The sequence below is a fragment of the Yersinia sp. FDAARGOS_228 genome (assembly GCF_002073315.2).
Lineage (GTDB): Bacteria > Pseudomonadota > Gammaproteobacteria > Enterobacterales > Enterobacteriaceae > Yersinia > Yersinia intermedia.
This window is the reverse complement of the sequence record NZ_CP020409.2, coordinates 1,000,701-1,025,172: the sequence shown is the minus strand read 5'-3', so window position 1 is coordinate 1,025,172 and position 24,472 is coordinate 1,000,701. Positions and strand designations below refer to the sequence as shown.

Sequence of the window (24,472 nt, the reverse complement as noted above, 5' to 3'; positions counted from 1 at the left end):
TGCAACTTTACATAAACTAGGTTTACATATGCTCAAATCTAACCCAATTGAGCTTTCTTCATCTCTGGTACTATTCCAATAATCATCCGAGAGTTACATCCCCACGCCGATAATAGTCAGGATCAATGGTGTGGTGACTGCGGCCAAGACCGTCGACATCACCAAACTGGCGGCTGCGGGGCCAGTCAATACATTAAACTGGCGTGACATCAAGTACACATTCACACCGGTAGCCATTGATCCCAGTAATACCACCACCTGCGTTTCAAGCTCTGGCAAGCCCATCGCCCATGCCAATGCCCAAATCACCATCGGCTGAACAATCAATTTGAGAAAACAGATCGCACTGCTGATTTGCCAGCCTTCCGTGACGCGATATTCTGCCAACCCCATCCCCAATACAATCAGTGACAACGGCGGCGCTACTTGCCCTAACATCGTTACGGGTTGATCAATAAACTGCGGTAATTGCAGACCCGTCAGGCTGAATAAAGTACCAGAAATAATGCCGATAATCAGAGGGTTAGTCAGCACACTACGGGCAGTTTTCGCAAAGCCCGCCAGTGTTGGCGAGCCATTGCGCGCCCACTCCACGGAGATGGTGACTAATGTCCAGAGGATCAGGCCGTTAAACACCAAAACCAACGCCACTGCTGGGATTGATTTCTCCCCCAACATAATGGTGGCAATAGGCAGGCCCAGCATCACGTTATTAGAGAAAATGCCGCCGAGGGCAAAAACGGAACCGGACACGCCATCCAGATGAAATATCCGGCTGGCAACAACCCGCCCGATAATAAACACCACCAAACAACTACCAAAAAAGGCAATCAGCAGGCGCGCATCCACCGCTGGGCGCTCAGAGAAATCGCACATCATACGAAACAGCATAGCGGGCAATGCGAGGGAGAAAACAAAGCGGGTCAAGCCATCAGTTATGGCAGAGGGCCATTTACCAAATCGTACCAAACAGTAACCCAAAGCAAGCAATACAAATAGCGGTGAAGACAACACAATCTGGTGCCAGAGCGAAATAACAAAGGCGGGCATGGTTCACTTCCTGTCAAGCCGGGCCAGGTCAGCCCGTAAATGTAAGAATGGCTGACCTACTCTGTTTCCTGTTTTATTTATATCAAAGTCATTGGAGTTACAGGTAGGTAGGCAGCAAGCTAACCCCCCTGTAGCTTCAAGGACGAGGGCATATCAAATCTATACGGTCAGTACAGATACAGTCAACGCCCCACGTTAACAATTCCTGCGCACGCGCCGGTTGGTTGACGGTATAGACCAAAATATGCAACCCGGCGGCTTTGAGTAACGCCACTCGCTCCGCAGTCAATTGTTTGTGGTTAATGTGCAAAGAGACACAATCCAACTGACGGGTCATCGCCTGCCAGTTGTCATCCCATTTATCCAACAATAAACCACGTGGTAGCTCAGGTGCAGCCTGCTGCGCCGCCGCTAATGCATCAAACGAAAAAGAGGACAATAACGGCGGTATCGCCTGACCTTGCCACAACAGGCGGGCAGCCAGTGCAATGGCTCGACCAGTGGGTATTTCAGCACCGGTGGTGGGTTTAATCTCAATATTAGCGGCCATACCATGCTGTGCACAACGAGCAGCCACTTCGGATAAAAGGGGCAGGCGCTCACCACGAAATGCCGTGCTATACCAGTCTCCGGCATCTAACTGAAAAAGTTTTTCCCACGGCAAATCGCCGGCAACTCCCCAGCCGTTACTGGTGCGTTCCAACGTGTCGTCATGCAATAGAAAGATCTGGCCGTCTTGCGATAATTTGACGTCAAACTCAATCATCTTGTGACCATGACGAGCGCCAACATCAATGGCTGCCAAGGTATTTTCCGGTGCCAGTGAACCGCCACCACGGTGAGCGACGATCGAAGGGTAAGGCCAGTTTTTACTCATGATTCCATCCGTAGTCCGCTATCTGAATCAAAAAAGTGCAGCGCCGTTGGCGGTAAATATAAATGTAATGTACTACCCACCGCAGGCATTTCCTCATGGGATAGGCGGGCAATAACACTCTGCCCCCCCCACTGACCATGGGCCAGATTGTCTGCACCCAACAACTCCAGCGTTAATAGTGGCATCGCAATGCCCTGCGCCGAAGTTGCCTGCTGAATATGCTCCGGGCGGATACCCAGGGTCAAGCGCCGATCCGCCCATTGTGGCCGTGGCAATTCCAACGGTAGAGTTAGGCCATCAGATAAAATAAACGCACCGCCATCCGGGCTGACGGTTCCGGCTAACAAATTCATCGCAGGCGAGCCGATAAAACTGGCCACAAACAGTGTCGCAGGCCGTTGGTAAACCTCGCTTGGCGTACCAATTTGCTCCGCCACACCTTTGTTCATCACAATCACCCGCTGAGCCAATGTCATCGCCTCAACCTGATCATGAGTCACATACAGACTGGTGGTTTTTAGCCGGCGGTGCAACTGTTGCAGCTCAAGGCGCATCTGCACCCGCAGCTTAGCATCCAGATTAGAAAGAGGCTCATCAAACAAGAAAACCGCCGGTTCACGCACAATGGCCCGCCCCATTGCCACCCGCTGCCGCTGACCGCCAGATAGTTCACGCGGTTTGCGTTTTAGTAGCGGTTGCAGCTCCAGAATACGTGCGGCTTCATCCACTCGCTGGCGGATCTGCTCTTTGCCAAAACCACGAATTTTTAGGCCATAAGCCATGTTGTCAAACACACTCATGTGGGGATACAGCGCGTAGTTCTGAAACACCATCGCGATGCCACGATCTTTGGGTTCAAGATGGGTAACCCGCTGATTATCAATATAGATATCACCACTGGTGGTGCGCTCCAATCCAGCAACCATACGCAGCAGCGTTGATTTACCACAACCGGAGGGGCCAACCATCACGATAAATTCACCGTCGGCAACATCTAAATCAATTTGTTTAATCACCGGCGTGATGCCGTCATAAGATTTGGTTACTGCCTGAAGTTTTAAACATGCCATATCAGATTACTTCTCACTATCTACCAGGCCGCGTACAAACCAACGCTGCATCAGAAGGACCACCGCGACCGGTGGAATTAAAGTCAGGATCATCGCTGCCATCACCTGATTCCATTGGGTTGGCGCACCTGAGCTAGAGATCATGCTCCTTATCCCAGCCACCGCAGTGCCCATAGAGGCATCGCTGGTAATCAGAATTGGCCAAAGATATTGGTTCCAACCATAGATAAAAGTAATAACAAACAGTGCGGCCAAATTGGTTTTAGACAGTGGCAATACGATATCCCAAAAAAAGCGCATCGCCCCGGCACCATCAATACGCGCCGCTTCCAATAGCTCATCCGGTAAGGTCATAAAGAACTGGCGGAATAAGAACGTTGCGGTAGCTGACGCCATCAGCGGCAGGGTCAAACCGGTATAACTGTCGAGCATATTCAGGTTCGCAATCACCTGAATTGTTGGGAAAATACGCACTTCCACCGGCAGCATCAGTGTCAGGAAAATCAACCAAAAAAACAGGTTACGTAGCGGGAAGCGAAAGTAAACGATGGCATAAGCAGACAACATCGACACGGTGATTTTGCCAACAGTAATCGCAAACGCCATCACAAAACTGTTAAACAACATCAACCCGAACGGTGCACTGTTATTCCCCACTCCGGCATGCCAGATGTGACTAATGTTCTGCCACAAATAAGGCCCAGGTATCAGAGTCATCGGTACCTGAAACACTTGGGTGTCATCTAGCGACGCGGCAACAAAAGCCACATACAGTGGGAATAAGATCAGTAACACGCCGATAATCAGCATGACGTGACAAAAGATATCCAGCCCGCGACGATTCTCTATCATTGGTAACGCACCTTACGTTCAACAAAGCGGAACTGGATAACCGTCAGGCCAATCACCAGCAACATCAGCACCACCGACTGAGCGGCAGAGCTCGATAAATCCAGGCCAGCAAAGCCTTCGCGATAAATCTTATAAATCAAGGTCGTCGTGGCCTGCATCGGCCCACCGCCTGTCGCCGCATCAATAACGGGGAAAGTATCGAAGAAGGCATAGACCAGATTCACCACCAGCAGGAAGAAACTGACCGGTGAAATCAGCGGCAGCACCAGATTGAAGAAGCGGCGCACTGGCCCGGCGCCGTCGATAGCAGCGGCTTCAACCAATGAACGCGGAATAGATTGCAGCGCGGCGAGGAAAAACAGGAAGTTATAGCTGATTTGCTTCCATACTGAAGCCAACACTACCAAGAACATGGCCTGCCCGCTGTTTTGCGCGTGGTTCCAGTTGTAACCCAATGTGGCAAGGAAATGTGTTATCAACCCCAGCCCCGGATTGAACAGGAAAATCCACAATACGGCAGCGACAGCAGGGGCCACCGCATACGGCAGAATCATTAAGGTTTGATAGATACGGCTACCACGCAGAACATAATCCACCATGGCAGCCAGAAACAGCGAAACAATCAAACCAATACCGGCCACCAGCGAGCTAAAAATCAGCGTGGTATAAAACGAAGCCAAATAATATTCATCTTGAAAAAGCTGAATAAAGTTACTCAGCCCAACAAACTCACTGGAGAGACCGAAGGGATCTAACATTTGTACTGAGTACCACAGCGCCTCACCCGCAGGCCAGAGGAAGAAAACAGCGGTAATGACCAATTGGGGCAATACCAGCAGGTAAGGCAACCAACTACAGGAAAAACCGGGACGGGAAGATGACATAAAATTAACCGTTTATCCGACGACGTATTGATAACACCAGAGTGCTAATCAAAAATGTGGCGTCCTAACTCAATACTGTACAACGCTATTTGCCGTTACTGGCGCAGGCCGTTTGGGTGCAGACAGCGCTCCCAAACGGGCAAGCCAGGTAGCCAAGTAACCTTATTTATTCGCTTGTTCAAAGCGGCGCAGTAGCACATCACCGCGCTTAACGGCACCATCCAACGCAGCTTGAGGCGTTTTCTTACCGGTCCACACCCCTTCCAGCTCTTCATCTACCACGGTGCGAATCTGTGGCATGTTGCCCAAACGCAAACCTTTGGTGTATGGCAATGGCGGTTTGTTCAACATCTGGCGAGTCGCTACATCAGCACCTGGGTTCTTATCATAGAAACCTTGCTGTTTAGTCAGCTCATAGGCTGCCGTCGTAATTGGTAGGTAACCCGTCTTCTGATGCCATTCAGCAGCAATTTCCGGTTGAGCCAAGTATTGCAGGAATTCAGCTACACCTTTGTAAGTATCTTTATCTTTGCCATCCATCACCCAGAGACTAGCACCGCCGATAATGGCATTTTGTGGTGCATTTTTTTCGTCCGCATCGTAAGGCATCATGCCAACGCCATAGTTAAATTTGGCGTAATGGCGAATATCCGCAAGGGAACCTGAAGAAGCAGTGGTAATGGCACAATCACCGTTATAGAACTTGGCAGTGGACTCATCTTTGCGGCCAAAATAGGTGAAATCGCCTTTTTTATTCATATCTGCCAGCAACTGGATGTGCTTAACCTGTACTGGCTTATTGAATTCCAGTACCGCATCAGTGCCATCAAAGCCATTGTTACGGCTGGCAATAGGTTGACCGTGCCAGGCACTGAAGTTTTCAATTTGAATCCAACCCTGCCAGCCGCTGGCGTACCCACAGCTTGAACCCGCAGCACGCAGTTTTGCAGTATCCGCAGCCAGTTCCTGCCAGGTTTTTGGCGGCTGATCCGGGTTCAGCCCCGCTTTCTTAAAGGCATCTTTGTTGTAGTACAACACAGGAGTGGAACTGTTAAATGGTTGAGATAATAAGTGGCCGGTTTTGGCATCGGTGTAATAACCGGCTACTGTTGGTACAAACACGGACTCATCAAATTTGATATTGGCATCTTTAAATACTTGGAATACTGGCTTAATCGCCTTGCTGGCCATCATGGTGGCAGTACCCACTTCATATACCTGCAAAATCGCGGGGGCTTTACCGGAGCGGAATGCTGCAATCCCAGCCGCCAAGCTCTGCTCGTAGTTCCCTTTATAAACAGGCACAATTTTATAGTCGCTATGGGACTGGTTAAATCGGTCAGCTAATGAATTAACTTCTACACCTAACTCCCCTTCCATAGAATGCCAGAAAGGGATTTCAGTCACTGCCATCGCATTGGCGCTAAACGCCAATGTCAGCGCAATGCAAAGCGATGTTTTACGAATGGTTTTATTAAACATATCTGGCCCCTGAATAAATCTGTATGGCTCACATCAATGAATTACTGTGGACAAGTGAGCGAAATAAATCAGTTTTTGTTCGCAAGCAAACATGACACCGTTTCATGACAGAAATATAACTTTAACGTGACAGAAAAATGACATAAAAATTAACGCAAAACATCAGATAAATTAACAACAGAAATAACACCATCAACTAATAAAATAAAACCAATCATTAAATGAAAATTAATAAAACTATAATGCAACCTATAAATTAAAACAAAAAAACCATTAAATATAAAGGCTGGAAATATAAACAAAGACATTCATAACATTATGAAATACAACAAAACCACAATTATAAAATAGGACTAACTCTTACTTGAAAAAATACCATTTTAAATGTTAGTGTTCTTTTCGGCTTATGTGGAAGTGTATTAACATGATTTTAACGCCCTCATTATCATCACCATAAAAGCCACAAGCATCATTAATTCCTTTCCATTTGGATAAGGATTTTATACATAACGGACTATCAGGTATTTAATAATGAAAAAGACGCTACTTTCTATTGTTACCATGGCGATATTAACCACCAGTGTTAGCGCCAATGCGAATGTAATGACAAGTTTACAATCTGGTATAAATAATGCTCAAACTCAAGGTATTCAGAGCATGAATCAGTCTGATCAGAATGTATATTTCAAACCTGCATTAACGAAAGAAATCATGGTTGAATTAGAAGTACCTCAAATAGTTAAATTTTCCAAATCAAATGGTGACGAACTGAATTTAATTAAACTTAGCCTAGACTCCGCCATGAACTCATACAAGGCGACAGAGAACATCCGAGTAGAATCTAATGGCGACAGTAAAGTTCGTATTGGCCTTGGAAAACCATTTGATTTAGTGTCTAACAATGGTTCAAAAATACCATCTACCCCTGTCGTAACTATAGGTAATACGATGCTGAATGGCGCTGCTAATGTTGGGCTTGGTGGTGGTACCGCAATGTTCCCCTTAACTAACTCAGTACTCGATACCACTCTAAACATTATCGTAAAAGGCAACGGACTTAAGTCTGCCGAAGTATACACTGGCACACTTAATCTAGTTATTGAAACAGCTGCATAACTCAGTAAAACATTATAATTTCCTTATTATTAACACATACAGTCAGGGGGTAAACTCCTGGCTGCATGCTCCTTTGAACCAAAAATATAACGTAATGGTGTAACCAGAACCATTAACATAGAAATATATTATTCAAATGGAGACGGCATATCGCAATAGTAGTTAACAGTGGAATGGAATCCTATGACAAATAATCTAATAACTAATAACTAATAACTAATAAGGCCACTTTACTTGTTTTATTACTCACTACAATTATTTCAGCACAGGCAGAAGAGATAACGATCGAATACTTAGTACCCGCTGGTTTTTCTACGGTGAAAGAAGGTGAAGCGCTGCAATTACTGGGAATATTAGACGGTAAAACATTACCTCGCCCATTTTTTTTCTCGGAAAAAAAACAGCAGTTAAGTTTTGATCAACAACAATATCGCAATAACCACATTGATGAAAAATCAATTATTCTATTAGAAAATATTTTATCCCAAATCCCTTATTTGCAATGCAAGAATGGCTGCGATTATCTCTTATCTAACCATCGAGTCACCGTAGATAAGGTCAATAATGTTGTAACAATAAACGATAACAGCAACCGTTATTTGATGCCCGTCACCACGTGGGGCTTGGTCCATAATCAGACCATTGACCTACGGATGACCGCAGAAAATTACCGCGCTATTTCAGGCCGTGGGCAAGGATATATCGGTCTACCTTTTCAATCTTTTGGCTTTGCCAATTGGTTTTATAACACCACCCGTTCAAAGAACAGCTATCACTCCACACACCAGTCTCAATATCAGCAACAAACTCAAATGGGTATCGATAGTTGGTACTTGCAAAAGAACTTCCAAGCGCTCTACCTACGGGCTGGTAGACAAAATAATCTGGATAACAGTGCTGGCAGCATTCATACCCTGATTAATCCTGCTTTAAACCAATTCGTGACGCTGGGTAGCCAAAGTTATTTGGTTATTAGTCAGCCCTCCGCAGGCAGCTTAGTGCTATATGCTACCAGCGATGGCGATTTTGAAATCTATCGCGATAGCCAACTTATCCGCCGAATCCCTGCTCAACTAGGCCGTAATGAAATTGATTACAACCAACTTCCCGGCGGCTACTACAACGTGGAGATCCGGTTAGTCAATCGTACTGGGAAAGTCGTCAGCCAGGAAAACCAAACCATCAGTAATATTAGCACTCAAACCAATAATGGCTGGTTCCTAACCATGGGTAAAGGAATGGCGCGTAGCCATAGCTCTCCCCACCTGATGCAGTTTGGTCGCAGTATGAACCTGCAAAGCGTGCAAGCGAATATCACGCTGCTCAAAGATAACGCCAGCCACTGGGCAGCAGAAGGGAATATTTCGCGCCCATTTATTTTTTCCGATCTCGACCTTACCCCTACTCTGGGCGTGATGTCTGGCGAAAAACGCGATGGAGGATATCTGCGCATAGCCGGCGGAAGCACCGTACTAGGATATGCATCTGTATCCCATTATCAAACACCAGATGTGTCTATATACGCACCAAATGCAGGTAACACATCAGCTTCTTATAACCGCCAATTGGGGCCGGTCCAACTGAGCTATCAATTCAATCAATTTAACACCAGCCAACAACATCGTATCCAAAGCCGCTGGGACTGGCGACGGCCGCAATATAGCCTTGCGCTGTCCCTTGGTGTACAAAAAGGCGGGCAATGGAATAGCCAGAATAATTACGGTGTATTTCTTAATACCACACTCTCCTTTCTCAAAAGCAGCGCCAGCATCAACAGTGCCTATGATCAGCAACGGTTGGTTACCAGTGCCAGTTATCAAAAAGAATTTAACGATAACTATGGCACCAGTACCTTGGGTATTGATGGCAGTGTCAGTGGGAAAATATCCAGCATCGGCAGCTTTGCTCATCGCAGTGGCAGCCGTGGTGATGTATCGGCACGAATGGGGATTGATAACAAGATAGCCAATGGCAGCATCAGTTATAGCGGCATGCTGGCCGTCAGCCCACAAGGCATGGCATTAGGCCGCAGCAGCTACAGCGGAACCGCATTACTGATAGAAACACCTGATCTGGCTGGCACTCCATATAGTTTCAATGCGGAAGGTCATCCAATAACCGGCAGTGGTATTTATGCTATACCGATCCCACGCTATCAGGACCGTTTCTTTGTACAAACACATACCGAACGCAATGACCTGGATATGAATATTCAGTTACCCGTCAATATTGCTCGCGCCCATCCTGGGCAAGTATTTTCCAGCAAGGCCGATATCACATTGAATCTGCTTTACAGCGGTTTTCTCAAAGATGAGCACGGGCAACCTGTTAGCGGGGTTATTCAGGAAACCGGCGATACTGTCCACCCCAATGGTCTGTTTTCTATTCACTCTCGTACCATGCTGAAAAATATTCAGGTTCAAAACAATTTAGCCCATTACCGCTGCAATATGAGTCAGCAACGCGATCACGTTTATCTTTGTCACTTGGATTAATACCCGACAGGAATTGTTATGAAATATACCTATTTATTCTTTACTCTCGCCTTCTTGTTGGCACCGATTAGCACCACTTATGCGCAGTTAGTGGCAGTCCCTACCCGCACCACAGTGGAGGCTCTGGATCAACACAAGGCAATTCAGGTCTATAACAACGGTGATAAGCCGTTGTATCTGGAGATCACATTGCAACGGGTGGATAACCCTGGAGTAAATCCTGAACAGAAAACATTGATAAGTGATATCTCGCGGCCTGAAATGATTTTTAACCCCAACCGGATCACTTTAGGGCCGAAGCAGAAGCGTAATATTAAGCTATTGCCCTTAAAATCTCCGACTCAGGAAACGCTGTATCGGCTGTATATCAACCCTGTAGTCGATATCAAAGCTCTCGGGAGCCATGAGGACAAAAATAAAATCCATGCTCCTATGACCATCAGTATTGGTTATGGTGTATTGATTCATCATGTGCCCCCTTTAACTGCACAGGTTCGTCGCTGGCAACATAAATGTCTGTCGAGCGGTCATCTCATGCTTACCTCTACCGGTACGGTTCATAGCAAATTTGAGCAACTGAACTCCAGCGACAAGACGGATAGTCTTAATCTATATCCCGGAACACCCATCACCCTGTCAACCAAACAACTTAGCGGTAAGGTAGATAATGAAACGTTTACTGTTCATTGCGACTAGCCTCCTGCCGCTCTCTGTTTTCAGTGCCATAGATATTCAGCCACATGTGCTGGAAATAGAGCAGGAAAATACGGTGGTGACCGTGACTAATTACGGTTTAGACCCTGAGTACGTGGCCGTGCAACTGTACCAACTTAATAACCCAGGTGAGTCACCAGAACAAGAATCACTAACCTCGGTAGGTGAACAGCCACAACCTGCGCTGTTTGCCTCACCGGCAAAACTAACCCTGGGACCAAAACAGAGTGGGAGAATATTTCTTAAAGCTCTTAGCACGCCAGATAAAGAGCAGGTATATCGACTCGCGGTAGTACCGGTTAATAATCTGCAAGTTACAGGTGGTCATACTGCCGTGTTGGGGGTGCAATTAAGTTATATGGGCTTGGTCAGGCATCTGGCTGCATCACCGCAACCCCTGTGGGCCCACCGCTGTATTGACGGGAGGGTGGAGTTGCAAAATACCGGTAACACCCGCCTACAGTGGCGTCAGTTGAAAACCCAGGAACAGGATATAGAGGGCTTTAATCTCTATCCCGACCAACGCCGACAACTGTCGGTCAGTGATGTACGAGGAATGATCGAGGATAAGCCCTTCAACTTGCGATGTATCGCAGGGTAAAGATAAGGAACATTATGAATATCATCAAAATAATCGCCCTATTCCTATTACTCCCCTTACAGGTCAGGGCCGATTCGATTCCACTGGGGAATATCGATGTAAGATTAGAAGTAACAGCACACCCCAGGATCGAGGTTGAAAAACCACAAGGAGGTTGGTATAGCAGTATAAAGCTGGAAAGTAGCCCGGAAAATCACTTGCTGTATCAAAAGGAACTCCCAGTAACCGTCAAGCTACGCAGGCAAGAAGGGTTTCGAATTTCGGTGAAAAACCCACTGATACTTACTCGACATTCTACTGCGCGGGCGGGAGCAGATCAGGCGTTCTCTCCCGCGCAAGTGCGCTGGGGTACGGATCACGCCAACCTGCGTGTGTTATCAACCATCCCTGAGGCATTCAACGTGGCCCAAGGTAAAACCCGCCAAACCAACACCGACTATATATTACATATTTCAGCATTAGCGCCCAGTGGGCCAAATTCCGCTGGGAAATATCACGGGCAGCTAACATTAATATTTGAAACGAATAGCTGAAATAACTAACTGATAGTCATGGAGAGATAATCAAGTGAATGTTAAATACAGACTATTCCTTATGGGAATAATGTTGCTAATAATACAACCTGTAGCTATGGCAAATCTCTATTTTTATCCCTAAACACAACAATATTCGAACTGTGAAATAAAACTAAATGATGATAACAGCGTGGAGGTTTCTTTTCGGGCGATTATAGTGAAAGATCTCTATTCTCCATCAGGAACAACGATAAATGGGAAATATATGTTGGCGTGGGGAAGACTACTCGGTATTCCACCTGATGAGATGAAAAATATAGGGTTACCTAACCGGCGTGCGCTCCTGTCACTTTATTTCTATAAAGCTGATGGTTCACGAGATTTCAATATTCAATTTAAAGATATCGCTAATCTCTCGCTCAATGGTGCAACACCCTCAGGCTCGAATGATAATACTCAGGAAATACAGTTCAATCGTGATCACAAGTCATCACCCTTTGACAAAAGATATTACTATGTTTCATTCAAGGTTCCCGCACATGCTCTCAAGGATATCAGAATTGGTGCAACGGTAGGCGGCGTGCTCCATTACAAAGGGCAATATCACTCATTGATGTCATCTAATGGCGTTTCCTTTGGTCAAAATGGCAAACAATGCACACTCTTTAATCCTCAGGCAGACGTGGCACCAGAAGCCCTAAAAATTGATCCTAAATTTCGTATGGACGCAAAAACATGGCAATTAAAGTCTTTCGATTTAGATGAATTACTTGAGAAAATTGAGCGCAGCACTAAAGGGAAAAGCGTACACGCACCATTGATTAATCCAGCAGGTAATCGCTTTTGTATCCGCTATCGCACCACTGGAATTCAACAGACGCGTTATATGATTAGTGCCACGAACCGAAATGGATTAGCTGCAAACACCGCGCATTTTCAGTTAAAGGAAGCGGTGAGTGATAAAACTATCGGTTATACCGTAGAGTTTCAAAACCTGGAAGGTAATACGGCAAACTTTGTACTACCAAAGGAGAAAAAGTTTATTCAATTGAGAAATGATAATGACGGTGAGATGTGCTGGGCTCCTCGCATACGGCTTTATAATACCAGGACAACCGATAAAGGAAGTTATAGCGATACACTTAATTTCACTATTACACCACAGGCATGATGCCGAACAGCTAGAAACCAGAAAATAGCTTTATGATTAGCTAATAACTAAGGCCCGGCAACGGGCCTTCATAAATAAAAATGGCGGTTTAACCGCCCAGATAGGCTGAACGCACCGCTTCATTAGCCAACAACGCAGCACCCGTATCTTCCAGAACGATGCGGCCATTCTCCAGTACATACCCACGATCTGCTAATTTCAAAGCCTGATTCGCGTTCTGCTCAACGAGGAAAATGGTCATCCCTTCTTCCCGTAATTGTTGAATAGTATCAAATATTTGCAGAATAATTATCGGTGCTAATCCTAATGAAGGCTCATCCAACAACAGCAACTTCGGTTGGCTCATCAGCGCGCGGCCAATTGCCAACATCTGTTGTTCGCCACCAGACATCGTGCCCGCTCGCTGCACTCGCCGTTCAAACAACCGTGGAAATAAATCATAAACCCGTTCGATACGTTGCTGATATTGCTGACGATCAGCGAAAAATCCCCCCATCGCCAAATTTTCTTCAACCGTCATACGGGAAAACACCCGACGGCCTTCAGGTACAATCGCAATTGCCTCACGCATAATGCGTGCGGTCTGCCAGTCAGTAATATTCTGCTCGCCAAAAACAATACTGCCCTCGGTCGCACGAGGCTCACCACACAATGTGCCCAACAGTGTGGTTTTACCCGCACCGTTGGCACCAATCAGTGTGACGATCTCGCCTTGTTGAATATGTAGGCTAACCTGATGCAATGCCTGAATTTTGCCGTAATGGGCTGAAACGTTATTAAATGACAACATGTTATGTTTATGCCTCGCCCGCTTTTTATTTACCCAAAAATACTTTTACTTAAAAATAAGTTATTCACCTAAATAGGCCCGGATAACGTCCGGGTTATTACGGATTTCGGCAGGTGTGCCTTGAGCTAACGGCGTTCCCTGATTGACCACATAAATGCGATCCGAAATTCCCATCACCAGTTTCATATCATGCTCGATTAACAATACCGAGACTTGGTGTTGGTCACGTAACTCCATAATCAACTGATTCAGTTCATCGGTCTCTTTGGGATTCAATCCTGCAGCGGGTTCATCTAGCATCAATAGCTCAGGACGAGTCACCATGCAGCGGGCAATTTCCAGACGGCGCTGCTGACCATAGGCTAGATTCCCCGCCTGTCGGTTTGCCAGCTCTAATAGGCCGACACGCTCCAACCAAGTGGCTGCACGTTCCAACGCATCGGCCTCAGCACGCCGAAAACCGGGAGTTTTCAGCAAACCGGCAAAAACTCCACTTTTAAGGTGCTGATGCTGAGCCACTAACAGGTTCTCTACCACCGTCATTTCACGGAACAGACGCACATGCTGGAAAGTACGAATCACCCCCATTCGGGCAATCATCTGGCCAGGTAGCCCTTCAAGATGACGATCACGTAACTTAATCGTGCCACCAGTCGGGCGGTAAAAACCGGTTAGGCAGTTAAAAATTGTGGTCTTACCTGCCCCATTAGGGCCAATCAGCGAGACAATTTCACCCTGATTGAGAGTCAGACCCACGTTGTTCACCGCCAGTAACCCGCCAAAACGCATTGACAGTCCTTCAACCGCTAACAAAGGTTGCGTATTCATACCTGCTCCCCTTTTTTAGCTTTTATCTCTGCTACTTTCAGCTTTAGCTGTGGCCGTTTCATTGGCAGCAACCCTTGTGGACGCCAAATCATCATCAACACCATCAATGCACCTAACAGCAACATACTGTAAGCATTGAGGTCACGCATTAATTCCCGCGAAACCACTAGCAATACCGCCGCCAGGATGACAGCGAACTGCGACCCCATCCCACCTAACACCACAATCGCTAGCACGAAAGCCGATTCAACAAAGGTGAAAGATTCGGGGCTAACAAAACCCTGTCGAGCGGCAAACAGCGTACCGGCAAAACCAGCAAAAGCGGCGCTGATAGTAAATGCAGTCAGCTTGATTTTGGTTGGGCTGAGGCCCAATGAGCGGCAGGCTATTTCATCTTCACGCAATGCTTCCCATGCCCGGCCCAGCGGCATACGCAGCAGTCTGTTGATCACAAATAGGGTCAGGATCACCAATAACAGCGCCACCATATACAAGAAAATGATACGGTCACTTGGATCATAAGTCAGGCCAAAGAAGTTGTGGAAGGTATCCCAACCGCCATCCTTCGCAGTGCGACTAAACTCCAAACCAAACAATGTTGGTTTCGGAATTTGGCTAATCCCATTCGGACCACCGGTGATTTCCGTATTATTGAGTAGCAAAATACGCACAATTTCACCGAAACCCAAAGTGACAATCGCCAGATAATCCCCACGCAAGCGCAACACCGGGAAGCCCAATAAGAAACCAGACAGAGCCGCGACTATGCCAGCCAACGGTAAACTTTCCCAAAAGCCTAAACCGTAATAGTGATTCAGCAGCGCATAGGTATAAGCACCAATGGCGTAGAATCCGCCGTAGCCCAGCACCAACAGACCAGATAGCCCCACGACAACGTTCAATCCCAGCCCCAACATGACATAAATCAACGTCAGGGTCGCAATATCTACTGAACCTCGGGATACCAGAAACGGCCAGGCGATTGCAGCGATAATAATTGCGGCGGCTAATAGCTTTTGGCGGGGGGTGGTGCCATCAAAACTAGGCAATACCCATGCTGGACCAGAGACTTTTTTAATCCCTTGCTGGATATACGGTCGCACCAGTTGGAAGAAAAACACCACGATGCAACCCGCACCGATCCACAACCAGCGGACTTCGGCCACCCCTTGTACGATGAGTTTGGTACCGTCTAACTGCAACTGCAATCCCATCACAAACGAGGCGAGGACGAATAGCACAAAACTGGAAATAATGGCGTTAACGAAGTTGAGCTGTTTCATACTTTTTCAACCTCTGGACGGCCTAAGATCCCAGTAGGCATAACAAGCAGCACCACAATCAGCAATGCGAATGAAACTGCATCTTTGTATTCAGTGCTTAGATAAGCAGAAGTTAATGCTTCAGCCACCCCCAGAATCAAACCACCGATCATCGCACCAGGAATACTACCAATACCACCCAATACGGCTGCGGTGAAGGCTTTCATACCGGCCATAAAACCAATATATGGGTTGATAACCCCATAGAATTGACCGAGCAAAACACCCGCCACGGCGGCCATCAATGCCCCGATAACAAAGGTCAGCGAGATAACACGGTCAGTATTAATCCCCAGCAGGCTCGCCATTTTTAAGTCTTCAGCACAGGCACGGCAGGCGCGGCCCATACGGGAATAGCGGATAAACAAGGTTAATGCCAGCATCGCCAAGAAAGTGACTATCCAGATGGTCAGCTGCATGGTGCTGATGGTCGCGGCAAAACCATTGGTTTCCGCCAATGTCCATTGCCCGGTTACCAAACTCGGCAGTGCCAAATCCCGTGAACCTTGCGTCAGGCTGACGTAGTTTTGCAGGAAGATTGACATCCCAATCGCTGAGATCAGTGCGATCAAACGCTTGGAGCTACGAACTGGCTTATAGGCCACCCGTTCAATACTCCAGCCATAAGCACTAGCGATCACGATAGAGACGAGAAAAGCAGCACCGATCAATAACCAGCTAGCGTCGATCCCCATCATCATCAACGCGGCGATCACGATAAACGAAACATAGCTGCCGATCATATACACTTCGCCGTGAGCAAAGTTGATCATGCCGATAATGCCGTACACCATGGTATAACCAATGGCGATCAGCGCATACGTGCTGCCCAACGTAACGCCGTTGAACATCTGTTGCAGAAAATAAAGAAACTGCTCTGACATACCCTAACCCTTTGATTCACTTGCCTGGCTGCCCTAGCCAACTGCGCCAAATCTACTGTGTGCAGAGAGGAAAATCCCCCCGAAACATGGGGGGATGCAGTTGGTAAAAGGGGCCGGGTTGCTGTGGGAGCAACCCTACAACTTGATGATTCTAATATTATTGTTATTTGACCGCAGTTGAAGAGCCATCTGCGTGCCATTCAAAAATACCGAATTCAAACCCTTTCAAATCGCCTTTCTCATCCCAACTCAATGGCCCCATCACTGTTTCAACCGGTTTACCGGTTTTCAGATCTTTGACTAAATCAGCCGGCTCTTGGCTACCGCTACGTTCCATCGCGGTGGTTAGCGATTGCAACGCAGCATAGGTTGTCCAAACAAACGGACCGGTTGGGTCAAGTTTCTTGGCTTTCAGCGCGTCAACAATAGGTTGGTTAGTTGGCACTTGATCATAACGTTTCGGTAATGTCACCAGCATGCCTTCAGAAGCGTCACCAGCGATATTAGATAGTGAGGAGTTACCAACGCCCTCTGGCCCCATAAAACGAGCTGTCAGGCCTGCTTGCTTCGCCTGACGTAGGATCTGACCCATCTCTGGGTAGTAACCACCAAAGTAGACGAAATCGACATTCTCTTTCTTCAAACGAGCAACCAGCGTGGAGAAATCTTTATCACCCGCAGTCACACCTTCAAACAGCACAGCTTCGGTACCTTGCTTTTTCAAGCTGTCACGTACAGAACGCGCCAAACCTTCTCCGTACTGCTGCTTATCGTGTACCACGGCAATACGTTTAGGCTTGATAGTTTCAAGGATATATTTAGCTGCAGTTGGACCTTGATCAGAATCTAAACCAGTGGTGCGCATGATCATTTTGTAACCACGCGTGGTTAGATCGGCATTGGTTGCAGCAGGAGTGATCATAATCACGCCTTCATCTTCATAAATATCTGAAGCAGGCTGAGTTGAAGAAGAGCACAGATGGCCGATAACATAACGAATACCGTCGTTAATGACTTTGTTGGCGACGGCGACAGCTTGTTTCGGGTCGCAAGCGTCATCGTATTCCACGCCAACCAGTTTATCGCCTTTGATTCCACCTTTAGCATTGATATCAGCAATAGCCTGACGTGCGCCGGTAAATTCCATGTCACCGTATTGGGCAACCGGGCCTGACATCGCGCCAACGATGGCGACTTTAATGTCTTTAGCCAGTACAGAGTGGCTCATCGCCATTGCTATACACCCAGCCAGCAACACTTTACCTTTTGTTAATTTCATCCGCGAATTCCCCATCTGTCATTGTGAACGTGCTTGTTGTGTCGGCCTTAACGTTTTATCGAATTTAACGTTTTATTCATAAGTAATAATGATTTAGTCTCAAAAGTAATGGATTTTTCTAATAAGACTTTATTTTTCATGTCATTAAACAGGAGTTTTATGCTGTAAATCAACTCAGACAAGCAGAAACAAGCGGTGTAAACAGCATAAAATTAGGATTAAATTGAATGGGTTTTACTCAAATGATAGTGGGTTGTGCTGGTTATGTGATCTTTTACTCCGGTAAAACTCGGAAAATGCAGTAGTGAAAAAACATTTTCCGCCGTGAACGTACAGAAAAACTTACACAACGCTCTGCTCTGTGATCTAGTACAATAAACCACAGCCCCATTACCTTACTTTTTTATGGTCTCTCGACGATGAAACTGACTATTGAACGATTAACAACCCTTACTCATCAGGATCTTATCGATTTAGCGAAAATCTGGCCTGAACAGCAGCCAACACTCTGGCAGCAGTGGATTAACGATAGTAAGCCGCTGTTTGGTGCGCGTTTTAATGAACGTTTATTAGGCGCAGTCAAAATCACTGTAAATGGCCAACAAGCTGAGTTTCAGGATTTGTATGTCAGAGAGGTGACTCGTCGCCGTGGCGTGGGATTATATTTGATCGAAGAAACGCAGCGCCAATTACCGACAGTACAGCACTGGCAACTTAAGGATGAGCAGGTTATAGCGGAACAATATGAGGCGATGGATAGTTTTATGCACGCCTGCGGTTTTAGCCGTGGCACACAAGGCTGGCACAAATAGCCAGTATCAATAAAATAGCGATCTCAGCTCATTTGGTTTTGCTAGATAAAGCGGCTTTTGCTAAATAAATTTTGTTGATGGTGGGTACCGAACAAGCAAAAGGGCGACATTAATAAATAATATCGCCCTTCATGTTACGCCATATCCCGTTTATAGCTAACATCGCAGTAGTGTTTAACTGTAATGCTAATGGTTTTGGGTCTATGTATTAGGCTTCAATCGCCATGCGTAATTTTTTCATCGCGTTCTTTTCAAGCTGACGCACACGTTCAGCAGACACACCATACTGATCGGCCAACTCCTGCAACGTTGACTTGTTGTCATCGTCCAACCAACGGGCGCGAATAATATGCTGGCTCCGCTCGTCCAATCCTTCCAACGCATAAGACAGTTTATCTGCCGCATGGTTATCCCAGTTATCCTCTTCGATGCCATCAGCAAAATCAGAGGTTTTATCCTGTAAATACAGGACCGGTGCCATGGATTGGCCATCACGTGCTTCGTCATCGGGAGATGGATCGAATGTCATATCCTGTGCGGACATGCGTGATTCCATCTCGCGAACATCTTTACTGGTTACACCCAGTTCTTTGGCAACCAGCTCGACTTCATCCTGATTAAACCAGCCCAGACGCTGCTTGGTTTTACGCAGGTTGAAGAACAATTTACGTTGAGCTTTGGTGGTTGCGACTTTGACAATTCGCCAGTTACGCAGAACATATTCGTGAATTTCTGCTTTGATCCAGTGTACCGCGAAGGACACCAGACGCACCCCGACCTCAGGGTTAAAACGGCGAACCGCTTTCATCAAGCCAATATTACCTTCCTGAATAAGGTCAGCCTGTGGCAAACCATACCCAGAATAGTTGCGGGCAACATGAGCGACAAAGCGCAGGTGAGACAGGATAAGCTGTTTAGCCGCCCCCAGATCGCCCTGGTAATGCAGCCGTTCAGCCAGCTCCCGTTCTTCCTCTGCGGTCAGCATTGGATAGGCGTTGGCGGCCCGAATATAGGCTTCCAGACTACCTTGGGGTACTAAGGCTAAAGTTTGCATTTCTTTGGTCATTCAAAACCCTCTCATTGCATGTTTAGTGCAGTTTTGTCTCAGCGCAGATATTTTAGCATCTGCTTAAACAGATTCAAGCGCTGGGCGCATTATCATTTCACTGTGTTATTCGACTGGTTATTGCCGTAAAAGTTCATACTGGATCACACTTTTTGACTATGGATCTTCGCAGATAACCGGTCAAGCGTATCAGGGAGAGTAGATGGAACACACTGCGGCAAATACCTCTTTCCCTGCTTTAGCTCAACACCACAGGGAAAGAGTATAACAAACATTCTTTACTGCGGTGTAAATCGACGTAAATGTTGAACTGTTGCCAGCCACGCTGCAATCCAGCCGATCATGGCGGAGATCAATACCAACAACAGGCACTCATCCCAGCTCAAACCATGTAAGGTAAATTGGGTACCGAACACCGCCGCTACCTGCGTAACCACCGAGCCAAGCTTCCATACCAGCCCTTCAGATAGGGCAAGCGATAACACTGCACCACCAAATCCAAGCATTGCCCCACCGTTCAGGAAAGGCCGGAGAATGAACCCATCAGTCGCACCAATCAGCTTCATAACATTGATGGTATCGCGGCGACTAAAGATACTTAGACGCACACTGTTACCAATTACCAAGAACACGGCAACCACCATCAAAATGCCAATCATAGCCGCGACCTGCCCGACCAGACCGGTCAACGCTGCCAAACGGGCAAACCAGCTATCATCCATACGGACTTCAGCCACCCCTTCAACTTTACTGACCCGATCACGCAAAGTATCCAGCGTTCCTGAGCTTTGGAAATCTAACTTCGGTGTGATGATGGCAACAGCAGGCAGCGGATTTTCTTCCAGCATATCCAGTGCCCCACCAAAACCGGACCAGTTGCGGAACTCACCCATCGCTTCTTCCCGCGACAGATAATTAACCTTCTCCACACCCGCTTCCGCTTTCAGCGCAGTCACCACGTTCTCAGCCGCGTTATCATCCAGTGCTTTATCTAAATAGACCGTCAGTTGTGGGGTTGGGTACCATTGGTCTGCTGCCTGACTGACGTTCTTCCATACGATATAGCATACGCTTGGTAGCGTTAACGAAATGGCAATCACCATCACCGTTAGCAGCGTCGCCAATGGCTGGCGCATCATATCGGCAATGGCATTAACCCATGAATAGCGCCACTGTTCACGCCAACCGCCTTTTAGCGCCTTGGTTTTTGCTTTCTGTGCGTTACTTGCCATGATGCGCTCCTGACATCCGCCCCTGACTCAACGTCAGAATCGGGTAATGCCGCCGGGCAATCAACGACGTATCGTGGGTTGCCATCAACACGGTAACGCCCACACGGTTAAATTCTTCAAACAAACGCAAAATACCTTCGGATAACGCATCATCCAGGTTACCCGTCGGTTCATCAGCCAGTAATACTGCCGGTTTATTCACTACCGCCCGTGCAATGCCCACACGCTGTTGTTCACCGCCGGAAAGCTGAATTGGGAGATTTTTCGCCTTATCCAGCAACCCCACTTTATCCAGTGCTGCGGACACCCTGCGGCGAATATCTTCAGTGCTGGCACCAGCGATAATCAATGGCATAGCAACATTGTCATATACCGTTCTGTCCAACAGCAGGTGGTGATCCTGGAAGATCATCCCGATCTGGCGGCGCAGGAAAGGCACTTCACGGTTTTTCAACCGACTGATATCGTGACCGCCAAACCAGATATGACCGGCACTGGGGCGCTCGATACCACAAATCAGTTTCAGCAGGGTACTTTTCCCTGCACCGGAATGGCCGGTCAGAAACGCCATTTCCGCTGGGCGCAGATGAAAATCGACCCCTTGGAGCGCCTGTCGTCCGCCCAGATAAGCTTTACTGACCTGTTCAAAGCGAATCATCCGTATTAGTCCTCTCGGGCAAAAAGAGCCTCAATAAAATCGTCAGCCTTAAATGGCCGCAAATCTTCTATACCTTCCCCAACACCGATATAACGGATTGGGATTCCGAACTGATCTGCGATGGCAAAAATCACCCCGCCCTTGGCGGTGCCATCCAGTTTAGTCAGAGTAATTCCGGTCAGACCGACGGCTTCATTAAACAGTTTCGCCTGACTCACCGCATTTTGTCCGGTACTGGCATCTAACGTCAGCATAACCTCATGAGGGGCGTCGCCGTCCAGCTTTTTCATCACTCGGACAATCTTCTTCAACTCTTCCATCAGGTGAGCTTTATTTTGCAAGCGCCCGGCAGTGTCCGCTAGCAGCACATCAATGCCTCGGGCTTTAGCTGCCTGAATAGCATCGAAAATCACCGAAGCAGAGTCTGCACCGGTATGCTGTGCCACTACAGCAATCTTGTTACGATCCCCCCAAACTTGCAGTTGTTCTACCGCAGCCGCACGGAAAGTATCACCCGCAGCCAGCATGACAGATTTACCTTCAGCCTGGAATTGACGTGCCAGTTTTCCGATGGTGGTAGTTTTACCCACACCATTGACGCCAACCATTAAGATAACAAAGGGATTTTTACCGCTGACATCCAATGGCTTGTCTACTTTAGACAGAATTTCAGACATTTCCTCTTTAAGCTTGCCATACAACGCTTCGGCATCTTTTAGCTGCTTACGGCTGGCATGTTCAGTCAGGGAAGTAATGATTTTACGGGTAGTTTCGACACCAACGTCGGCGATCAGGAGCTGTTCTTCCAGCTCTTCAAACAGATCGTCGTCGATTTTCTTACCACTGAACAGCCCCAGAAAACCTGAACCAAGATTCTGCTTGGTTTTAAGTAAGCTGCGTTTTAAACGTGCAAAGAAACCTTCTTTGGTTGGGCGTTCTTGCTCCTGAACCGCTACCGGCGCGATTTCGTTTACCGCTTCAAGCTCTTCTTGTGACTCAAATTCGTCTTCGATTTCTTCTTCAATTGCTACTGTTTCGTCGCTAACCTCGCCCCTGCGCTCTTCCACCATAGCTGGTGGTACAGGGATATCGAGAACAAGGTTATCGTCTGTCAACGGCAGTTCTGGCGCACTGACGGTGCCTTCATCCCATTGAGCAACATTATCGTCTTCATTCTCATGTTGTGAGAAATGATGTTGTAAATACTGAGGATCTGAAGATAAATCTATCGGTTCGTCAGCAACCCGCGCCGTGGGCTCTGTATCCAGCTCAGGGAGAATTTCAGACGCGGCTTCACTGACAACCGCACTATCCCATTCACCCGGTGCGACAGTGACATGCTCTTCTACCTCAACAGGCAGATGCTCAGATGCTATCTCAATCTGTTTCTCACTGATGGCTTGCTCTTCAGCATGCTCAGCAACACTTTCTTTTTCAGTAGCCAATGGCTCTGTTGGTTGTTCTTCATTCTGACGGCCAAGGCCCAGCCAGGAAAAAAACCCACGTTTTTTTTCTTTTGCCATTTGCGACTACACTCCTCGCGGTTTAATCATGGCTTTACCCTTATGACTTCGGGTTTGCATAAATAAGATAATAGTTTGCAAGTCTATCACTTTCCCCTGAACAGCAACACGCGCACGATGCTGGTTTCTATTGTGAATTCAGTCAACAAAGGTTTAACGTTTCCCCCACACAGCAGTCGTAGGTAGAATAGCAATTAACTCTTTTATTTCGTGCTGCAATATTGGCCAATTTTCAAGCAAAGTAATCTATGGCAAAGCGACCTACGACTATACGATCGGCAACGACACGATCGACAACAGCAACACGCTCTACAACTGCGACAAGATCGACGACACAACGATCTAGCGCAAAACCAGCGGCACATCAGTCAGCGGGGCAAATCCGCATCATTGGTGGTAAATGGCGAGGCCGTAAACTACCTGTGCCTGATAGCCCAGGGCTGCGCCCAACCACTGACCGGGTCAGAGAGACACTCTTTAACTGGCTGGCACCGATGATTCAGGGTGCCCGGTGTCTGGATTGCTTTGCGGGCAGCGGCGCATTAGGGCTGGAAGCGCTATCCCGTTATGCCGCTGAAGCCATATTGTTAGAAGCTGATCGCCATGTCGCCAAGCAACTTGGCAGCAATCTGGCATTATTGAGTGCCGAGAATGGCCAAGTAGTAAATACCAATTCTTTGCAGTGGCTGGCTCAACCGGGGCAGCCTTTTGATCTGGTATTCCTTGATCCCCCTTTCCGTAAAGGCTTGTTAGCTGAAACTATCACACTGCTGGAGCAATATAACTGGCTGGCAGATCAGGCCTGGATTTACGTTGAGGCAGAGGCTGAAAGTGCCGCTGCGGATGTCCCCGCCAGTTGGCAGTTACATCGCGAGAAAATTGCCGGTCAAGTGGCCTATCGTCTCTATATTCGTCATGAACAGACTCACCAACACGCTGTATCAGCGGAAGAACTGGAGCAACACCATGTGGATTAATCTCGGCCGGTTATTGATGTTAGGGGTATGGTTTTTCTTACTGCTGAACCTGTTCCAGCCCTTCCCTAAACCATTGAGATACTTTATTAATGTCGCCATGATATTTATGGTTTTGATGCATGGTTTACAACTGGTACTACTCAAGTCCACACAACCCAAAGATCAACCGATCAGTGGTTTACAGCAACTTAAAATCTTTGTGTTTGGTGTCTTTGAATTACTTGCCTGGCAAAAGAAACAACCATCACTGCCTAAAAAGTAAGCTTATCTGCCG

General features: G+C 47.2%; 23 protein-coding genes and 1 pseudogene. 9 read left to right on the top strand and 15 right to left on the bottom strand.

Features of this window, described 5'->3' with window-relative positions; translation table 11 throughout:
- Positions 1-93 precede the first annotated feature (93 nt).
- The 6 genes from A6J67_RS04680 to ugpB all read right to left on the bottom strand — a co-directional run bounded on the left by A6J67_RS04680 (position 94) and on the right by ugpB (position 6,215).
- Entirely contained in the window at positions 94-1,050 is a 957-nt protein-coding gene (locus A6J67_RS04680; RefSeq protein ID WP_005187896.1) for an AEC family transporter, read from the bottom strand.
- Between the two features lie 136 nt (positions 1,051-1,186).
- Complete coding sequence (gene ugpQ, locus A6J67_RS04675; RefSeq protein WP_042568950.1) at positions 1,187-1,927, bottom strand: glycerophosphodiester phosphodiesterase; 741 nt, start codon at positions 1,925-1,927, stop codon at positions 1,187-1,189.
- Positions 1,924-2,997: a sn-glycerol-3-phosphate import ATP-binding protein UgpC gene (locus A6J67_RS04670; RefSeq protein WP_005187901.1), complete on the bottom strand. Its 1,074-nt coding sequence runs from the start codon at positions 2,995-2,997 to the stop codon at positions 1,924-1,926. The genes ugpQ and A6J67_RS04670 overlap by 4 nt, the downstream gene beginning before the upstream one ends.
- A gap of 6 nt (positions 2,998-3,003) precedes the next feature.
- Positions 3,004-3,849: a sn-glycerol-3-phosphate ABC transporter permease UgpE gene (ugpE, locus tag A6J67_RS04665; protein WP_032906881.1), complete on the bottom strand. Its 846-nt coding sequence runs from the start codon at positions 3,847-3,849 to the stop codon at positions 3,004-3,006.
- Entirely contained in the window at positions 3,846-4,733 is an 888-nt protein-coding gene (gene ugpA, locus A6J67_RS04660) for a sn-glycerol-3-phosphate ABC transporter permease UgpA (RefSeq protein ID WP_042568949.1), read from the bottom strand. The genes ugpE and ugpA overlap by 4 nt, the downstream gene beginning before the upstream one ends.
- 162 nt (positions 4,734-4,895) lie before the next feature.
- Complete coding sequence (gene ugpB, locus A6J67_RS04655; RefSeq protein ID WP_005187907.1) at positions 4,896-6,215, bottom strand: sn-glycerol-3-phosphate ABC transporter substrate-binding protein UgpB; 1,320 nt, start codon at positions 6,213-6,215, stop codon at positions 4,896-4,898.
- Between the two features lie 531 nt (positions 6,216-6,746).
- On the opposite strand from ugpB, the gene A6J67_RS04650 reads away from it, so the two are divergent.
- The 6 genes and pseudogenes from A6J67_RS04650 (at position 6,747) to A6J67_RS04625 (ending at position 12,827) form a co-directional block, all read left to right on the top strand.
- Positions 6,747-7,331 (top strand): hypothetical protein, encoded by a 585-nt coding sequence (locus A6J67_RS04650; RefSeq protein WP_050297684.1) that lies wholly within the window; start codon positions 6,747-6,749, stop codon positions 7,329-7,331.
- A gap of 212 nt (positions 7,332-7,543) precedes the next feature.
- On the top strand, positions 7,544-9,826 hold the full coding sequence (locus tag A6J67_RS04645) for a TcfC E-set like domain-containing protein (protein WP_105165813.1): 2,283 nt from the start codon (positions 7,544-7,546) through the stop codon (positions 9,824-9,826).
- A gap of 18 nt (positions 9,827-9,844) precedes the next feature.
- Positions 9,845-10,522: a fimbria/pilus periplasmic chaperone gene (locus A6J67_RS04640; RefSeq protein ID WP_050297683.1), complete on the top strand. Its 678-nt coding sequence runs from the start codon at positions 9,845-9,847 to the stop codon at positions 10,520-10,522.
- Positions 10,494-11,141, top strand: coding sequence for a hypothetical protein (locus tag A6J67_RS04635; protein ID WP_050297682.1), 648 nt, complete (start codon positions 10,494-10,496; stop codon positions 11,139-11,141). Before A6J67_RS04640 ends, A6J67_RS04635 begins: the two co-directional genes overlap by 29 nt.
- Before the next feature lie 14 nt (positions 11,142-11,155).
- On the top strand, positions 11,156-11,674 hold the full coding sequence (locus A6J67_RS04630) for a hypothetical protein (RefSeq protein ID WP_042568946.1): 519 nt from the start codon (positions 11,156-11,158) through the stop codon (positions 11,672-11,674).
- 34 nt (positions 11,675-11,708) lie between these two features.
- Positions 11,709-12,827, top strand: a pseudogene (locus A6J67_RS04625) (hypothetical protein).
- A gap of 88 nt (positions 12,828-12,915) precedes the next feature.
- Here the strand turns inward: A6J67_RS04625 and livF are convergent.
- From livF to A6J67_RS04600, 5 genes are all read right to left on the bottom strand, one after another.
- Positions 12,916-13,617: a high-affinity branched-chain amino acid ABC transporter ATP-binding protein LivF gene (gene livF / locus A6J67_RS04620; protein WP_005187933.1), complete on the bottom strand. Its 702-nt coding sequence runs from the start codon at positions 13,615-13,617 to the stop codon at positions 12,916-12,918.
- 60 nt (positions 13,618-13,677) lie between these two features.
- Positions 13,678-14,445, bottom strand: a complete 768-nt coding sequence (livG, locus tag A6J67_RS04615; protein ID WP_042568945.1) for a high-affinity branched-chain amino acid ABC transporter ATP-binding protein LivG — start codon at positions 14,443-14,445, stop codon at positions 13,678-13,680.
- The gene (locus A6J67_RS04610; protein ID WP_050297681.1) at positions 14,442-15,728 is read right to left on the bottom strand and encodes a high-affinity branched-chain amino acid ABC transporter permease LivM; all 1,287 of its coding nucleotides are present in this window, start codon (positions 15,726-15,728) and stop codon (positions 14,442-14,444) included. The genes livG and A6J67_RS04610 overlap by 4 nt, the downstream gene beginning before the upstream one ends.
- Complete coding sequence (gene livH / locus A6J67_RS04605; protein WP_005187943.1) at positions 15,725-16,651, bottom strand: high-affinity branched-chain amino acid ABC transporter permease LivH; 927 nt, start codon at positions 16,649-16,651, stop codon at positions 15,725-15,727. Before livH ends, A6J67_RS04610 begins: the two co-directional genes overlap by 4 nt.
- 163 nt (positions 16,652-16,814) lie before the next feature.
- Complete coding sequence (locus A6J67_RS04600) at positions 16,815-17,930, bottom strand: branched-chain amino acid ABC transporter substrate-binding protein (protein WP_005187945.1); 1,116 nt, start codon at positions 17,928-17,930, stop codon at positions 16,815-16,817.
- Between the two features lie 419 nt (positions 17,931-18,349).
- Between A6J67_RS04600 and panM the strand changes: the two genes are divergently transcribed.
- Entirely contained in the window at positions 18,350-18,742 is a 393-nt protein-coding gene (gene panM / locus A6J67_RS04595) for an aspartate 1-decarboxylase autocleavage activator PanM (protein WP_005187951.1), read from the top strand.
- 208 nt (positions 18,743-18,950) lie between these two features.
- On the opposite strand, the gene rpoH is transcribed toward panM, so the two are convergent.
- The 4 genes from rpoH to ftsY form a co-directional block, all read right to left on the bottom strand.
- Positions 18,951-19,808, bottom strand: coding sequence for an RNA polymerase sigma factor RpoH (gene rpoH, locus A6J67_RS04590; RefSeq protein ID WP_004391342.1), 858 nt, complete (start codon positions 19,806-19,808; stop codon positions 18,951-18,953).
- A 278-nt stretch (positions 19,809-20,086) separates the two neighbouring features.
- Positions 20,087-21,040, bottom strand: coding sequence for a permease-like cell division protein FtsX (gene ftsX / locus A6J67_RS04585; RefSeq protein WP_032906888.1), 954 nt, complete (start codon positions 21,038-21,040; stop codon positions 20,087-20,089).
- Complete coding sequence (ftsE, locus tag A6J67_RS04580) at positions 21,030-21,698, bottom strand: cell division ATP-binding protein FtsE (protein ID WP_005187957.1); 669 nt, start codon at positions 21,696-21,698, stop codon at positions 21,030-21,032. Before ftsE ends, ftsX begins: the two co-directional genes overlap by 11 nt.
- A 5-nt stretch (positions 21,699-21,703) precedes the next feature.
- On the bottom strand, positions 21,704-23,221 hold the full coding sequence (ftsY, locus tag A6J67_RS04575) for a signal recognition particle-docking protein FtsY (RefSeq protein WP_050073982.1): 1,518 nt from the start codon (positions 23,219-23,221) through the stop codon (positions 21,704-21,706).
- A gap of 248 nt (positions 23,222-23,469) precedes the next feature.
- On the opposite strand from ftsY, the gene rsmD reads away from it, so the two are divergent.
- Together rsmD and A6J67_RS04565 are read left to right on the top strand one after the other, a co-directional pair.
- Positions 23,470-24,198 carry a 16S rRNA (guanine(966)-N(2))-methyltransferase gene (gene rsmD, locus A6J67_RS04570; protein ID WP_032906889.1) on the top strand — a complete coding sequence of 243 codons (729 nt, stop codon included), beginning with the start codon at positions 23,470-23,472 and terminating at the stop codon, positions 24,196-24,198.
- Positions 24,188-24,460, top strand: coding sequence for a DUF1145 family protein (locus tag A6J67_RS04565; RefSeq protein WP_032906890.1), 273 nt, complete (start codon positions 24,188-24,190; stop codon positions 24,458-24,460). Before rsmD ends, A6J67_RS04565 begins: the two co-directional genes overlap by 11 nt.
- Positions 24,461-24,472: the final 12 nt, after the last annotated feature.